The organism is Chryseobacterium sp. FG46 (genome assembly GCF_057809135.1).
The window spans coordinates 107,843-124,283 of sequence record NZ_JBMDJJ010000012.1 but is presented as its reverse complement, the minus strand read 5'-3'; the positions used below and the strand labels follow the sequence as shown (position 1 = coordinate 124,283).

At 34.5% G+C, this 16,441-nt stretch carries 15 protein-coding genes; 7 read left to right on the top strand and 8 right to left on the bottom strand.

The window, feature by feature from the left end:
- Positions 1-305: 305 nt before the first annotated feature.
- Both ACODR7_RS11190 and ACODR7_RS11185 read right to left on the bottom strand, forming a co-directional pair.
- The gene (locus ACODR7_RS11190) at positions 306-491 is read right to left on the bottom strand and encodes a DUF6496 domain-containing protein (protein WP_488839079.1); all 186 of its coding nucleotides are present in this window, start codon (positions 489-491) and stop codon (positions 306-308) included.
- An 11-nt stretch (positions 492-502) separates the two neighbouring features.
- The gene (locus ACODR7_RS11185) at positions 503-976 is read right to left on the bottom strand and encodes a hypothetical protein (protein WP_076596701.1); all 474 of its coding nucleotides are present in this window, start codon (positions 974-976) and stop codon (positions 503-505) included.
- Between the two features lie 121 nt (positions 977-1,097).
- Here ACODR7_RS11185 and ACODR7_RS11180 point away from each other — a divergent pair, with 121 nt between their 5' ends.
- Positions 1,098-3,227 (top strand): S9 family peptidase, encoded by a 2,130-nt coding sequence (locus tag ACODR7_RS11180; RefSeq protein ID WP_488839078.1) that lies wholly within the window; start codon positions 1,098-1,100, stop codon positions 3,225-3,227.
- A gap of 56 nt (positions 3,228-3,283) precedes the next feature.
- Here the strand turns inward: ACODR7_RS11180 and ACODR7_RS11175 are convergent, their stop codons facing one another.
- The 3 genes from ACODR7_RS11175 to ACODR7_RS11165 form a co-directional block, all read right to left on the bottom strand.
- Positions 3,284-4,111, bottom strand: a complete 828-nt coding sequence (locus ACODR7_RS11175; protein WP_488839077.1) for a GLPGLI family protein — start codon at positions 4,109-4,111, stop codon at positions 3,284-3,286.
- Between the two features lie 125 nt (positions 4,112-4,236).
- Positions 4,237-5,034 (bottom strand): GLPGLI family protein, encoded by a 798-nt coding sequence (locus tag ACODR7_RS11170; RefSeq protein WP_488839076.1) that lies wholly within the window; start codon positions 5,032-5,034, stop codon positions 4,237-4,239.
- Between the two features lie 89 nt (positions 5,035-5,123).
- A complete protein-coding gene (locus tag ACODR7_RS11165; protein ID WP_488839075.1) occupies positions 5,124-5,297 on the bottom strand; it encodes a bacteriocin-like protein in 174 nt (57 codons plus the stop codon).
- Between the two features lie 265 nt (positions 5,298-5,562).
- Here ACODR7_RS11165 and ACODR7_RS11160 point away from each other — a divergent pair, with 265 nt between their 5' ends.
- The 6 genes from ACODR7_RS11160 (at position 5,563) to recG (ending at position 13,989) form a co-directional block, all read left to right on the top strand.
- Complete coding sequence (locus ACODR7_RS11160) at positions 5,563-7,218, top strand: peptide MFS transporter (protein WP_488839074.1); 1,656 nt, start codon at positions 5,563-5,565, stop codon at positions 7,216-7,218.
- A 134-nt stretch (positions 7,219-7,352) separates the two neighbouring features.
- A complete protein-coding gene (locus tag ACODR7_RS11155) occupies positions 7,353-9,107 on the top strand; it encodes a peptide MFS transporter (protein ID WP_488839073.1) in 1,755 nt (584 codons plus the stop codon).
- A gap of 61 nt (positions 9,108-9,168) precedes the next feature.
- On the top strand, positions 9,169-9,564 hold the full coding sequence (locus ACODR7_RS11150) for a DUF1016 N-terminal domain-containing protein (protein ID WP_488839072.1): 396 nt from the start codon (positions 9,169-9,171) through the stop codon (positions 9,562-9,564).
- An 85-nt stretch (positions 9,565-9,649) separates the two neighbouring features.
- On the top strand, positions 9,650-11,161 hold the full coding sequence (locus ACODR7_RS11145) for a peptide MFS transporter (RefSeq protein WP_488839071.1): 1,512 nt from the start codon (positions 9,650-9,652) through the stop codon (positions 11,159-11,161).
- 41 nt (positions 11,162-11,202) lie between these two features.
- Complete coding sequence (locus ACODR7_RS11140) at positions 11,203-11,736, top strand: thioredoxin family protein (protein WP_488839070.1); 534 nt, start codon at positions 11,203-11,205, stop codon at positions 11,734-11,736.
- A gap of 165 nt (positions 11,737-11,901) precedes the next feature.
- Entirely contained in the window at positions 11,902-13,989 is a 2,088-nt protein-coding gene (recG, locus tag ACODR7_RS11135) for an ATP-dependent DNA helicase RecG (protein ID WP_488839069.1), read from the top strand.
- Positions 13,990-14,603: 614 nt separating this feature from the next.
- Here the strand turns inward: recG and ACODR7_RS11130 are convergent.
- From ACODR7_RS11130 to ACODR7_RS11120, 3 genes are all read right to left on the bottom strand, one after another.
- Positions 14,604-15,050 (bottom strand): response regulator, encoded by a 447-nt coding sequence (locus tag ACODR7_RS11130; RefSeq protein ID WP_076596692.1) that lies wholly within the window; start codon positions 15,048-15,050, stop codon positions 14,604-14,606.
- Positions 15,043-15,624, bottom strand: coding sequence for a helix-turn-helix domain-containing protein (locus ACODR7_RS11125; RefSeq protein ID WP_488839068.1), 582 nt, complete (start codon positions 15,622-15,624; stop codon positions 15,043-15,045). Before ACODR7_RS11125 ends, ACODR7_RS11130 begins: the two co-directional genes overlap by 8 nt.
- A gap of 294 nt (positions 15,625-15,918) precedes the next feature.
- The gene (locus ACODR7_RS11120) at positions 15,919-16,422 is read right to left on the bottom strand and encodes a GNAT family N-acetyltransferase (protein WP_488839067.1); all 504 of its coding nucleotides are present in this window, start codon (positions 16,420-16,422) and stop codon (positions 15,919-15,921) included.
- Positions 16,423-16,441 lie beyond the last annotated feature (19 nt).

The following is a 16,441-nucleotide window of genomic DNA, read 5'->3' as shown; positions in this document are numbered from 1 at the left end:
TCATCATTTGTGTTTTATTTTGAAATAAGATATAATGAGTTATGGATGTGGTGCAAATTTGCAACAAAAAAGAACAAACTCTTGCAAAGTGAACTACATCACATATACATCAATAACACAAAATACACATTTACAGTATTTTATAAATCCCAACAGCATCAAGACATAAAAAAAAACACAGTTAAAAAAACAGATCAGCTGATTTTCCATGCCTTGCTTTTATCTCACTTCCTCTCAATTATTCGAAATACATGAAATATAGAATATAAAAAAAATCCGGAAAGTTTATCTTTCCGGATGATGAATTACTTATTTTTTTTCGATGGTACTTTCATATCTTTTTCCCTCGCTTCAGAAATACCGATGGCTACGGCTTGTTTTCTGCTTGTCACTTTCTTTCCGGAAGAAGACTTTAATTTTCCTTCCTTAAATTCGTGCATTACTTTTCCTACTTTGTCCTGAGCTTTTTCTGAATATTTAGTCTTGCTCATGATCAGATTTTTTAAGATTTTGGCAGGGATACCCCTAATTCATAAACACAGGCATGTTTCAAATATTTTGAACGCTCTCTAGAAGTTACCGATTCAAAATGATCATTTTTGATTACAATAATCGGATCTTCTATATTTTCAATTTCAAAATTGGCAAAGTATCGCTCATCAGGGCTGGTTTTATCATTACTTGCTTTTATTTTCTGCAGTTCATCCGCGTATTTTCTGAATCCCGGATCTGATGAATGAATAAATTTATACTCATCGCCTGCATACACATAGTAATGAATTTTTTTCTCTATCAACCCTGCTTCATCAGTAATTTCAGGATTATCATTTCCGTCTCTGAATACTACTTCTGCCAATGTTCCTCCTTTTTTTTGAGCACATTCTTCAGCGTCCTTAAAACTGGAAAAACCTGTATAAACAATCTGATCGCTTAATACATAACGGTTCAGCTTCTGGTTGTATGCATTCGTTTCCATAATTAATATTTGATTTGATTATATAATATGATATTCAATTTTTTTGCCAAAAAGCTCATTTGAAAAGCTTTTTTATACATTTTAATAAAATTATTATCTTTGAAATCCATTACTATTAGAAATGAAAAAACTATTCTTAACTCTTACTGTTGCGGCAGTATTTCAAAATGTGTCAGCACAGGAAATCACTTTAGATAAAATATATTCAGGATATTACCGTGGAAAAGGGATTGCAGGAATCACTTCCATGAAGAACGGAGAAAATTATCTCGTGATTGAATCTTCAGGAATTGCAAAATATTCTTATAAAACTTCACAGAAGGAAGGAAATCTTGTGGACGGGAAATTTGAAAGCTATATTTTTTCTGATGATGAATCTAAGATTCTTTTACAGACAGGAAGCCAGCCTATTTACAGACATTCTTTCCTGGGAAAATTTGATGTAAAAGATTTAAAATCCGGAAAAGTAATCAGCCTGAATGAAGGGAAACCGGTTCAGGAGCCTACATTTTCGCCGGATGCTACAAAAGTGGCCTTTATTTCTGACAATAATCTTTTCTATCAGGATCTTAGCTCAGGAAAAATTACCCAGATTACTACTGATGGTAAAAAGAATTCAATCCTGAATGGTTTGGCAGACTGGGTGTATGAAGAAGAATTCGGGCATGCAAGACAATATGAATGGACAAAAAATTCTGATGCTATTGTATTTGTAAAGTCTGATGAAAGCCAGGTTCCGGAAATCTACATTCCTATCTACGGAAAAAGCCTTTATCCGGCTGAAATGCGTTATAAATATCCTAAAGCGGGTGAAAAAAACTCAGTCGTTTCAGCACAGCTATACCGTCTTGACAATGGGAAAACAATGCAGCTGAACTTAGGTTCTTTCAAAAACTACTACATCCCGAATGTATTCCAGACTGCAAAACCGGATGAAATTGTTTTAATTACTTCTGAGAGAGTTCAAAACGCTTCAGATATTTTAAAGGTAAATACTAAAACAGGATCTGTTCAGAAATTATTTACTGAAACAGATGATAAATGGATTGATACGGACAGTCCTACTTTAGAATTCCTTGAGGATGATTCTTTCCTTTGGGCTTCTGAAAGAGACGGAAACCGCCACCTTTACTGGTACGACAAAGACGGTAAGCTTAAAAAGCAGATCACAAAAGGAAACTGGGAGGTAACGGATTATTATGGTTTTAATCCAAAGTCTAAAGAAATTTATGTTCAGACTACTGAAAAAGGAAGCATTAATAAAGTGATTTCCAAAGTCAATATTGAAAACGGAAAAACTCAGCTGATCTCTAATGCAGAAGGAAACAACTCTGCGAACTTCAGCAAAAACTATAATTATTTCATTGAAACATCTTCTACAGCATCTAAGCCTCATACCTATGTTTTAAAAGACGGTAACGGAAAAGCAGTGAAAGAGCTTCAGAACAACAACGATCAGTTACAGAAATTAAAGAATGATAATTTTGTTGAAAAAGAATTCATTACGATTCCTAATGCGGCAGGTGACCAGATGAACGCATGGGTTATGAAGCCTAAAAACTTTGATCCGAATAAAAAATATCCTCTATTTATGTTTCAGTATTCAGGACCGGGATCTCAGCAGGTTGCCAATTCATGGGACAACGGAAATGCAATGTGGTTCAATCACCTTGTTCAAAAAGGATATATTGTAGCTTGTGTAGACGGGCGTGGAACAGGCTATAAAGGGGCAAAATACAAGAAAGTAACGTATATGAATTTAGGAAAATATGAGATTGAAGATCAGATCACCGCAGCCAAATGGTTCGGAAACCAATCTTATATTGACAAAAGCAGAATCGGAATGTTCGGATGGAGCTTTGGTGGTTATATGACAAGTTTAGCCATGACGAAAGGAGCTGATGTCTTCAAAGTAGGAATTGCTGTAGCACCGGTAACCAACTGGAGATATTACGACTCTGTATACACTGAAAGATTTATGAGAACGCCTCAGGAAAACCCGGATGGATATGATAAAAACTCTCCTACGGAATACGCAAATCTGTTGAAAGGAAAATTCTTATTAATCCACGGAACGGCAGATGATAATGTTCACTTCCAGAACTCTATGGAATTCTCTGAAGCTTTGATTCAAAATAAAAAGCAGTTTGATTTCATGGCTTATCCTGATAAAAACCACGGAATTTACGGTGGACAGACAAGACCTCAGCTGTATCAGAAAATGACGGATTTCATCCTGAATAATCTATAATATCAAATTTATAACTCATAAAAAATTCCTTTCAGAAATTCTGAAAGGAATTTTTATTATTTAGGATATTTCACCGCTTTATCCAGTTCTATAGGGTTATTAAAGGCTTTTAACTTTTTTCTTTCGTTGGCTTCTGCGGGTTTCAGCTGTTCTTTGGTGAGAATTGTTCCGTCATCAAGCTGTAATTTTTGCCCTTCGCGCATGGTCAGATTTCCATTCAAGACATATTTAAAGGGATTGGAATAAAGATCCAGCCTTAGTTTATTTAAATCTTTCTGAGTAACGGGAATTGCCCTAGGTATCGAATTATCTAATGAAACCCGTTTATAATCCTCAGGAATTTTCTCACTTTTGATAACTTTAAAGTAATAATTCTTTTTTGTATCATACAATTCCATAATCAATCCGGGTAAACCATTGAATTTATAGGGTCCGTAAGGAATCGGGATATCTTTGGTAAACCATGCGATCCAGCTCCTTCCTCCAAAATCCGTTACCGCTTTTTGAACCTGATAGCCTCTAAATATTTTGATACTATCTGAAATTTTCCAGTTCTGCTCTGCTTTTTCCCTAATTTTATAGAAGTTTACATCTCCTATGTATTCATAGTTTTGATATGAAATATCATTATTTTTTTTTATCAGAAATGAAGTCAATTTATAACCATCATATCCGTATTGATTTTTAGCTGCAAATATTGAATCATTTATATAATATAGCCTATTGTAATAAACTATACCATCGGGAATAATTTCAAGATTGAAATTTTCCCTTATTCTATTTTCAGAAGTAGAATCTTTTTTAGAAGTTGCTTCATATATAAATCTGTTACTTTGTGAAAAACAAATAATTGTTCCCAACAATAAAAATAATAAGCTTTTCATAATAATTTAATTTTCAGATAATAATTCCGGGATAAAGAACTCCAGATCTGCTCTTTCATACTGAACCGGGTATTCCGTGTCATTGATAAAGATATTAATTAAAAGGATAAGTCATAGTTAATTGGTTAAGGATATTTTACTGCTTTATCCAATTCTATAGGATTGCCACCTCCTTTTATCTGATTCTGAATACTTTCTGTAATTTCTTTAAAACTTAGATTAACAGGATTTCCATTAGCATCGCCAATTTTTGTTTTTATATTTCTGATTTTAATTTCAGCCAATGGATCATTGTAATAGTCAATTTGTAATTTCTTATAAACATCCCAGGTTATTTCTTTTCCCTTTCGTAAATAGAACATATTATTTTTATCAGACTTTTTAATTTTAATAAGGTTAAAATCAAAATCCCTCTGTTCGTCTGAAAGTTTAATAATTAAACCCGGAAGTCCATAAAATATATAAGGTCCATCCTGTAGTGGGCTTGCATGATCAAACCAGGCAATCCATTTGCGTCCACCATACTCTGTTACAGCTTTCTGACATTCCACATCACCAATTTTCATTGTATCAGACAGAATCTGCCATTGTAGTTTATCATCAATGTTAATATAATATAAATCATACATTGAGGGGTGTGTAATACTTTTATAAACTGTATTACTGATTAAGTTTTTGAATGAATACATATTCTCAAAAATAGGTTGACGCCTCTGCCAATACCCATTTTTTTGCATTAATGAGTCTGCTTCACGTGCTTTTTCTGATCTAAAAACAGATTGCTTACCCAGAACATCCAGATAATAATATTCTTGTTTTACATCTTTTTTTTCAGTTCTAAAGATAAGTTCATATATAAAAGTAATATTCTGTGCAGCCAAAATATTCGATATGAATAATAAGATAAAAAGTAATGCTTTCATGACAGTTTAAGTAGTATTCAGTATAGAGAATAAAGAAAAAGAGATACTAATTGTACCTCTTTAAAAACCTGTTATTCAGGTCAACATCATTACATACACGCATTATGGGACTCAACCACCTGTCCATTTTGTACCGTATACCAAAAGCCACATTCCAATCCATATTGTGCACATATATCACCAGCTCCCGGCTGACAAAAATCTTTTAAACCTCCTTGGACACTTTTTAATTTTTCTCTCGAAATCTTTTTTAAATTTTTCATAATAAATGTTTTTTAATTACATGTCACTATTGACACTTCGAAACTAGAAAACAAATATCACTTAACAGAGAAATTAATTTGTATATTCTGTGTACAAGCCGTTATTTACACTATTTATATTCTGTGTACAAGTTAAATTCAGCAATATAAATCACTCTTTACACTTAAAATTTTATATTTATTTCATTAATCATTTATGCGCGTATTATTTATTTTATCAATTAAAATTAAAAAGCTATTTTTGGGAAATTTGAAAATTGATTATATGAAGACTAAACATCCTAAAGGGCTGCCCTATCTCTTTTTTACAGAAATGTGGGAGCGTTTCGGGTACTACCTGATTCTTGGAATCTTTGTTCTATATGTTATTGAGCCTACGGGCATGAAAGGCGGACTTGGACTTCCGGATAAAACTGCTGATGACATTTTCGGAACTTATATTGCCTTAACTTATCTGACTCCATTTATTGGAGGATTCCTGGCAGACAGAGTGTTAGGATATATTAAATCTATTTATCTTGGAGGTTTTTTAATGGCTGCAGGATATATAGGAATGGGTGTTTTTAAAGATTTGCCTTTGTTTTATGCTTCTCTGGCATTAATTATCATCGGAAATGGTTTCTTTAAGCCTACTATTTCAACATTACTAGGAAACCTCTATTCTGAAGAACCTTACAAAGCGAATAAAGACTCCGGATATAATATCTTCTACATGGGGATCAATATCGGGGCATTTATCTGTAACATTATTGCGGCTTTCATGCGTAATAAATTCGGTTGGGGTGAAGCTTTCATCACCGCGGGTGTAGGAATGCTTATCGGAATGGTTATTTTTACAATAGGAAGAAAGCATTATATCCATGCTGCACAGATGAAACCTGTACAGGAAGGAGATACCAAGCTTTCAGAAATTCTGATCAAAGTATTTGTTCCTGCTATCGTTGCCGGAGCAATAGGCTGGTTTATTCCTGCTAATATTTTCGGAAGTGACAGTACAGACGCCTTTATTTTCGCATGTATACCCGTTATTTATTTTTATGCATCTCTTTACTTTAAAGCTAAACCTGATGAAAAAGCATCTATCGGGGCATTACTTTCTGTATTCCTGATCAGTATGTTCTTCTGGGCTGTTTTCAAACAAAACGGCACAGCTCTAACAAGATGGGCGAATTATTATACCGACAGAAGTGTTCCTGCTTCTCTTGAAAAGCCACTGGAAGGAATTTATATGGTGGAAGGGAAAAGTTATGAAGATAAAGAAACTCCTGTTTATGACAATCAGTTCCGTTCTCAAAAAGATGATAATGGGGAAACTAAAAAGGAAATGGGAAAAGATGTTTACTTTAAAAACATATCCCCCGAACAGCGTGCTGTTCTTGAGAAAAATCCGGAAAACAAAGTATATCTTTACAATACAGAATTATTCCAATCTATCAACCCATTCTGGGTTATTGCTTTGACTCCAGTTATCGTAGGATTCTGGGCGCTATTGAGAAGAAAAGGCAAAGAGCCTTTAACACCAACTAAGATTGTTTTAGGATTATTTATTTCCGGACTTTCCTGCCTCGTGATGGTTTTAGCAGTGATAGCCGGAGATAATGGATCTGTAAAAGTCTCTCCTCTATGGCTGGTGGCCAGCTACGGAGTGATTACCATCGGGGAATTATGTTTGTCTCCAATGGGACTTTCTTTTGTATCTAAACTTTCTCCTGCAAGAATTACAGCATTGATGATGGGAGGATTTTTCCTGGCTAACTCTGTTGGAAATAAACTTTCAGGAATTTTGGCCAGTACATGGTACAGCTACGAAAACAAAACGAATTATTTCCTTGTTAACTTCGCTTTGTTAATATTTGCTACACTTTTGGGTCTTTCTATGTTAAAAAGACTGAATAAAATCATGACAGAAAAAGGGCATTAAATTGCTCAATATTATAACGATAACCAAGCTGCGGACTAGTCCTGCAGCTTTTTTATTTAAAAATAAAATTAAAACCTTGCCAAAAACCCAAAATAAACTATATTTGTCAGTCTTAACAAAAATTAACAATAGAAATGGATAATATTGAAGCATTGAGTCCGAAACCGGATGAATTTGTAGAGAATAAGAATTCCAGGCATCCTAAAGGATTATGGGTTCTTTTCGGAACAGAAATGTGGGAGCGTTTCAACTTTTATGGAATGAGAGCTCTTTTGACGCTCTTCATGGTAAATTCCTTATTAATAAAAGAAGCTGATGCAGCGATCATCTATGGTGGATTTCTAGCTTTATGTTATTTAACACCTCTTTTGGGAGGATTTATTGCTGACAAATATATAGGAAACAGATACGCTATCATCATCGGAGGATCATTAATGGCTATCGGCCAGTTCTTATTATTCATCAGTGCCTCTACTTTCTCAGCAGATATTGGAAGTGCTAAACTTATCATGTGGCTGGCATTATTCGTGATCATTTTCGGTAACGGATTCTTCAAACCGAATATTTCCTCAATGGTAGGAAGCCTTTATCCAAAGCAGGAAAAATCTAAACTGGATTCTGCTTTTACCATTTTCTATATGGGGATCAATATTGGGGCATTCTTAGGTCAGTTTATCTGTCCATACTTAGGAGACGTAAAAGATGCTACAACTGGGGTAAGAGATATCTTTGCTTTCAAATGGGGATTCTTAGCAGCTTCTATTGCAATGGTAATCGGAACTGTAACCTTCTTTATTCTTAAAAACAAATATGTAGTAACTCCGGAGGGAAGACCAATCGGGGGATTACCAAAAAACAATACAAGTGCTGACTTCGAAGAAGGAGAAACACAAACTGCTAAATTTTCTGGCCAGGCTTTAGGAATCACCGGAGGAATATTTGTTGTTTTATTCTTCGTTTTCAGATACCTTCTTGTAGGTGAGTTTGGATTCAACTCTGTAGAAATGGGACAGTTGATTAAAGGGATCATTTACCCATTCATCTATTCAGCTGGTATTGCTCTTGCCTTCTTAATTATGTCTTCTGCTGAAAATAAGGTAGAAAGACAAAGAATCTGGGTAATCTATATTGTATCATTCTTTATTATTTTCTTCTGGGCTGCGTTTGAGCAGGCAGGATCTTCATTAACGTTTATTGCAGATAACCAGACTGACAGAAACATTTTCGGATGGAATATGCCGCCTTCAATGGTACAGATCTTCAACGGAATTTTCGTAGTTCTTTTAGCGGTTCCTTTCAGTTTATGCTGGGACAAGTTAAGAGCAAAAGGAAAAGAACCGGTATCTCCGTTCAAACAAGCGATGGGATTGGCATTGATTGCTCTTTCTTATTTTATCATTGCACACAATGTAAAGGATCTTGGAAACTCAGGATTATTAGCCATCAAATGGTTAATGTTACTGTATTTCATTCAAACATGTGGTGAGCTTTGTCTTTCTCCAATTGGTTTATCATTGGTTGGTAAGCTTGCTCCAAAAAGATTTGCTTCATTACTATACGGTGTTTTCTTCATTTCTAATGCTGCAGGATATGCATTAGCAGGTTCATTGGGAGCGCTTATCCCTGCAACAGGTGATAAGTTCAAAAAGGCTGAAGAAATGGGAGTTAATCTACAGGATGTTTTGGATAAAAAAGTAACCCTGACAGCTGATCAGGTTGCTGCTTTTGATAAAGCTCAGCTTCCATTACACAACCCTACTTTTGTAGGATTCGAAATCCACAATCTATTTGAATTCTTCATGGTATTCGTAGTACTTTGTGGTATTGCTTCTGTGATTTTAGGTTTAATTTCACCTATCTTAAAGAAAATGATGCACGGTGTAAACTAATTGTATCAACAAAATATCATAAAACCTCTGCTAAGTCAGAGGTTTTTTTTATTTTCGTACGATGGAAATTTCCGAAGATTCTTTATTCCAATCCGTAAAGGAAATTGTTAGGCATTCGCGCGAAAAAGTTTTTCGGATAGCGAACTCTACTCTACTGCTTACCTACTGGCAGATTGGAAAATTGATTATTGAAGATGAACAGCAGGGAAAGGAACGTGCAGAATACGGAAAGTATACGCTGAAAAAACTTTCTCAGAAACTTACCTTAGAATTTGGAAAAGGGTTTGATTACACCAATCTATCCAATATGCGGAAGTTTTACACAGTATTTCCAATATGTGACGCATTGCGTCACGAATTGAGTTGGACTTATTACATATTTTTCCAACTCAAAATGATAAAAACAATTTATTTGCCAGCAAATACCTGCTGTACCTCCCAAAAGAAGAAGAATTAAAACAAATTATTAACCAGGACAGAATCCGTTTTGAACTGGATCAGGATAATAAAAACCCTTAATTAGAACTTAATCATATATCATTATGAGCTTAACTTTAGATGAAATACAAAATTTCAAAGGAAAATATCCCAGACAAATCTGGAGCCTGTTTTTCTCTGAAATGTGGGAACGTTTCTGTTTCTACGGAATGCGTGGAATGCTGGTTTTCTTTATGATCTCTCAGCTTAATTTCCATGAAAAAGAAGCCAACCTTCAATATGGTGCCACCCAGGCCTTCGTGTACGCCTTTACTTTCGTAGGAGGTCTTTTTGCCGATAAAATTTTAGGATTCCGAAAATCCCTTTTCTGGGGCGGTCTGATGATGATCATAGGAAGTTTAATTCTTGCTACCGATCCCCACAAATTCTTTTTCTTAGGAATAGCATTCACTGTAGTAGGGACAGGTTTCTTCAAACCTAATATTTCATCTATGGTAGGACAGCTTTATAAACCTAATGACTCAAGAGCGGATGCAGGCTTTTCACTTTTTTATGCAGGAATTAATCTTGGGGCATTATTAGGAGGTTATTTATGTATTGCTATTGGTAAAGGAGAATTTTTAAGCAACATCATTGCAGAAGAAATGAGATGGCATATTGCTTTCGGATTGGCTTCAATAGTAATGGTGATAAGCTTAATTAACTTTGTATTTACGCAAAGAACATTAGGGACTATCGGTTTACAGCCTGGACATCCTTTAGCAGAAGAAAAATCAGCTCCAATACCAAAATGGAAAGAATATGGAGTATATATCTTGTCATTGGTTTTTGTACCCATCATCATGACTATGGTAGCAAAAACAGAATATACAGATTATTTTATGTGGACCATCGGGCCATTAACTTTAATCTATCTATTCTATGAAATGTCAAAAGTAACCGCTTCAGAGCGTAAAAAACTTTGGGCAGCTTTAGTGTTCATTATATTTTCAATCATATTCTGGGGAATCTATGAACAAAGTGGAGGGTCTTTAAGCATTTTTGCGGCTAAAAACCTGAATAAGGATCTTTTAGGATTAGACCCCAATGGGGTGAATAACTCAGGAGGAGCTTTCTTTATCATCTTCCTTGCTCCACTGATCGGGCTTCTTTGGATCTGGCTGAATAAAAGAAAAATTGAGCCCAATACGATTATCAAATTCGGATTAGGATTTATTTTCCTGGGATTGGGATATTATGTTTTATTTGCAACACGCCTTTTTGCAGACCTGCAGGGAATCACTTCACTGAACTTCTTCACACTGGCACTGCTTATCATTACACTTGGAGAATTATGCCTCTCTCCTATCGGATTATCTATCATGACAAAACTTTCTACCAAGAATCTTCAGGGAATGATGATGGGAATGTGGTTCCTTGCTTCGGCTTACGGACAGTATGTTGCCGGTATAATCGGAGCCAGTCTTGCTACGGCAAAAAAAGGTTCTACCAACTATGATGAATTAATCACTTATACTGATGGATATAAACAATTGGGATTGTATGCGGTAATTGCCGGAGTGGTATTAATTTTGATATCTCCGTACGTGAAAAAATTAATGCAAGATGTAAAATAAAAAATAAGTAATTATGCTTATTTTTACCTAAATATCACAATATGAAGAAAATTTTAAGTATAGTTCTCTTACTTCTATTAAATTTCAGTTTTGCACAGGTAAAGTGGATGACTATTGAGGAAGCTTTAAAAGCTCAAAAAGAAAGTCCCAAAAAAATATTGATTGATTTCTATGCAGACTGGTGTGGTCCATGCAAAATCATGGATAAAAAAACGTACGGCCACCCTGTACTGGCTCAGATTTTAAATGAGAATTATTATCCTGTAAAGTTTAATGCGGAAGAAAAAAAGAGTATTGAAATTTTCGGAAGAACATTTTCAAATCCCAATACTGAACATAAAAAAGGGGAAAATCCGCTGCATGAGTTTACCCAATATATGAATGTAGGAGCTGTTCCAAGTACAGTATTTCTGGATGAACATGGTAACCCTATCACCATTCTTCAAGGAGAATTGTCTGCCAAAGAACTGGAATCCTATCTGGAACTGATCTCCAAAGATTTGTTTAAAAAGATCAAGACCAGAGAACAATGGGAGGATTACCAGAAAAAATTCAAATCTAAGATCAAAGATTAATTCAGAACTTTGAAACATAGATTTTCAGTTTCAATGCTAAAAAATCACTATAGAGGCTTCCAATTTTTTGGAAGTCTTTTTTATTTTGCCGAAATTCGGACCTTTATTTTTATGATCCGAAATAAGGATCATAAAATTCGAAAAACAGCATCCTGAAACCAGACAATGAATCTCGAAACCTCCATAGAATATGTAAAAGGAATAGGTCCGGAAAGAGCCAAACTCATCAAAAGTGTGTTGGGCTTATCTACTGTAGAAGACATGTTGAATTTCTACCCTATCCGTTACCTGGACAAAAGTAAAATCTATACTGTTTCTCAGCTCAGAGAAGAGACCAGTCAGGAAATTCAGCTGAAGGGAAGAATTACTCAGGTACAGGAAATTCAGACGGGTAAAACCAAAAGATTATCTGCAAAATTCAATGATGAAACAGGGAGTATGGATCTGGTTTGGTTTCAATATTCCAAGTGGCTGAAAGAACAGCTTCCCATCAACAGGGAAGTTTATATTTTCGGAAAGATCAATGTTTTCAACCGTCAGTTTTCTATGCCGCATCCGGAAATTGAAGCGGAAGAAAAAAAAGAAGGAGACACTCGTCTTCAACCTATTTATCCGAGTTCTGAAAAACTGACCAAAAGAGGATTAAATCAAAGATTTTTTCAGAATGCATTAAGAAATATCTGCAGAGAGATTCCCAATCTTATTGAAGAAAATTTCCCGGAATATCTGATGAAAACATTCAGGTTCATGTCAAGACAGCACGCTTTTCTGAATGTTCACTTTCCAAAGGATCAGGAACATTTTGATAAAGCGGACTACAGATTGAAGTTTGAAGAATCATTCTTTTTTCAGTTAGGATATGGCTTAAAGAAGCTTCATCATAAAACACAGTCTCATGGTAATCCTTTCCCGATAATCGGAGACCATTTTAATGATTTTTATGAAAACCATCTTCCTTTTGAGCTTACCAATGCACAGAAAAGGGTTTTGAAGGAAATAAGAATGGACATGAAAAGGCCGATTCAGATGAACAGGCTTTTGCAGGGAGATGTAGGGTCAGGAAAAACGATGGTTGCCCTTCTTACCATGCTTATCGCGATGGATAATGGTTTTCAGAGCTGCCTGATGGCTCCGACGGAAATTCTTGCCCAACAACATTACAATGGTATTAAAGAGCTATTGGAAAAGACAGGAATCAATATCCGCCTTCTTACAGGTTCTACCAAAGCAGCTGAAAGAAGAATTATCCATGAGGAACTGGAAAATGGGACACTTTCTATTTTGGTAGGAACTCATGCTGTTCTTGAAGATAAGGTTAAATTTAAAAATCTGGGATTAGCCATTATTGATGAGCAGCATAGATTCGGAGTTGCCCAAAGGGCTAAACTTTGGGCTAAAAATAAGATTCCTCCCCATATTCTGGTGATGACCGCCACTCCTATTCCAAGAACTCTGGCTATGAGTTTTTATTCTGATCTGGATGTTTCCGTGATTGATGAGATGCCCGTGGGAAGAAAACCTATTATTACAGCTCACCGCAGGGAAAAAGACAGATTGTATGTATATAATTTCTGTAAAGATGAAATTAAAAAAGGCAGACAGGTTTATTTCGTATATCCTTTGATTGAAGAATCTGAAACTTTAGATTATAAAAATCTTATGGAAGGCCTGGAGCATGTGATGGATTATTTCTCGGAATACAATGTGACCATGCTTCACGGAAAAATGAAACCGGACGAAAAAGATGCTGCTATGGCTTATTTTGCTTCCGGAAAAGCTGAAATAATGGTTGCAACTACGGTAATTGAAGTAGGAGTAAATGTTCCGAATGCTTCAGTAATGGTAATTGAAAGCTCGGAAAGGTTCGGACTATCACAGCTTCACCAGCTCAGAGGCCGTGTGGGAAGAGGTGCTGAACAGAGTTACTGTATTCTGATGACTTCCGATAAATTATCAAAAGAAAGCCGAACGCGTATTAAAACAATGACTGAAACCAACGACGGTTTTAAAGTTTCTGAGGTGGATATGCAGCTTCGCGGTCCCGGAGATATACTGGGTACTCAGCAAAGTGGTGTAGTAGATTTTAAAAGGCTGGATCTTATTAATGATTCGGCGATCATCAAAACAACAAAAAATACGGTAGAAAAAATCCTTGAAGCAGATCCTATGCTTTCAAGACCAGACAATCTGATCATCAAAAACTATTATATCAGATACTACAAAGGGAAAAATAAGTGGAGTAAAATATCATAAAAAAACCGCAGAAAAAACTTCCTGCGGCCCCCTTATAAAACTGTTATTTAGAAGAAATTACTTTTGGTGTGTCCAAAAAAAAAATTTATTTTAATAGTTCAGGCTTAATATTTTGTGATGTGGTGTGAAAATATTTATATAACAATATAATAATGAGCTAAAACCATAACTATTAAAATAAATTATAAAAAAACAAAATGAATTATTTTTTCCAACTTGCTTATTATAAAAACTAACTGTGTTTCGGTGGAGATGAGGGAATGAAACGAATAAAAATATCTCCAACTACTTATTGAGTTTTCATGATTGTACCGTTTTGTTTAAAGATCTTCTGTGCTTTAAAATTGGAAAATTAGTATAATCCATTTTGTTTAACTAACATCGTGATTTATATAATTTTGTTCTTAAGAAACAATTACTTCCCATTCATCTGTATCTTCTACTATATAATGAAATTTGTGTCTGAGTTTACTTTTACAAATGTCAGAATATTAATTCAGATGCCTTTTATATTATTTTAATTATTAGTTATAAAATTTTCACTTATCTGTGAATAGTATGCTATAAATACGATTTAAAAATTATTAACATTTAATTAATAAATCCTTTATTCATCACACTTTCAAGATGAGATTATCTTTATTCAATCCTGAAGTATGATACTGCCAGTTGATAGTAATCACTTCCGAAAGTACCTTTTTAAGCTTCTCAAAACACTCCGGTTTTTTCATAAAAATATGAGCTCCTTTTACAAAAATATCTTCTATTTCACTTTCCGGAATCGGCTCAGAAAAAATAGCCGTCACCATATTATTGAATTTTGAATTCGAACTGATATCTTCCAGACATTCCATGCTTTCTTTTCCGGGAATCATATAATTGATAAAAACAAGTTCCGGAACTACCGCATCGTCATTATTCAGATATTCCATAAGATTGTTCCCATTACTAAAACATTGAACTTTTATAGAGATTTTTAACTCTTTCAAAATATTTTTAAAAAAAATCAAAGTATTTTGATCGTTATCTGCTACAATTACGTTCAGAAATTCTTTATTCATACTGCATTTTAGGATTTATTACCGTGCTTTGGGCTCTTCTTCGCCTTCCTATAATTTTTTGAAACTGGGATGGTGTAATTCCTGTTGTATTTTTGAACTGGGTACTTAAATGGGCTACACTGGAATAGTTCAGCTTATGGGCAATTTCTGTAAGACTTTGTTTGTTTCTTATGATCAAAGCCTTTGCATGCTCAATCTTTTGCAAAATAATAAAATTCTCAATAGAGGTATAAGCAACTTCCGAAAAAAGATTGGAAAGATATCCATAGCTGTGATTCAGTTTTTCAGAAATATAGATGGAGGCTTTTACCTGTATAATTTCATCAGAAAAAACGAGCTCTACAATAGCATCTTTTATTTTCTGTACCAGCGCGTTTTTTTGGCTTTCTATGATCTCGATACCATACTCTTCAAGATTTTTCTTAAAAAGATTGTGCTGTTCTTGTGTAAGAGGCTCATAGAATTCTACCTCACCGAAGTTCAGTAACCTGTACTTCAGCCCGTGTTCTTTAAGTTTCTCGTCCAATACCTTTTTACAAAGGGTATTGAAATCAAATTTAACATACATTTTCATCCTAGTATAAATAAGCCAGTATTATTGAGTAAATATAATAATTTATTTCAATTAAACGTGAAATAGATGCATATTTTTAATATTTCATTTTATACACGAAAAAACTCCTGTATTTTAGAATACAGGAATTTAAACACTAAGGATGAAAAAAATATACTGATAAAAAGCTTTTCAGCTCAAAACCAAGCATATGAATGTATTGTATAAGTGATTTGGTTCTGAAGCAAAGATGAATCAAAAAAAGAAATCACTTGTTATAGAATTACAGGATAAAGTTACAAAATTTTAAGTCATTTATTTGTGAATTAGATATTCCATTTGATAATCATCCATTACAAAGCCATTTCCAATATCCAAAACCATCTCATTATATACTTTAAATTCCTGGGATTCGTAGAATTCTCTTGCGCTATTTTCCTTGTTTACATTGAGAATGATTCTTATGTCATTGCTTTCAGAAAGTTTTTTCTTGAGGAAATCAATGGCTTCTTTTCCGAATCCTTTACCTTTACTTTCCGGAACCAGATAAATGCGGTGCAGTTTTGTAGTATCCGGTTCATAGCCATGCTCATAACCAATAAAGCCTTCGAAAGAAGCATTATTTTCGTCAAAGATTAAATAATAATGATAATTTGGATTATCGAGATGTTTTGAAATTTCTTCTTTAGAATACATCTCTCCTAACATATAATTGATCTGTTCATCTGAAATAATTCCTGCATAAGCATTCTCCCACGACCTTCTTGCCAATTCCTGGATTAAAGGAATATCTTTTTCTTTCGCTTCTATTAATTTCATATTCTAAATTTGTTTTTTA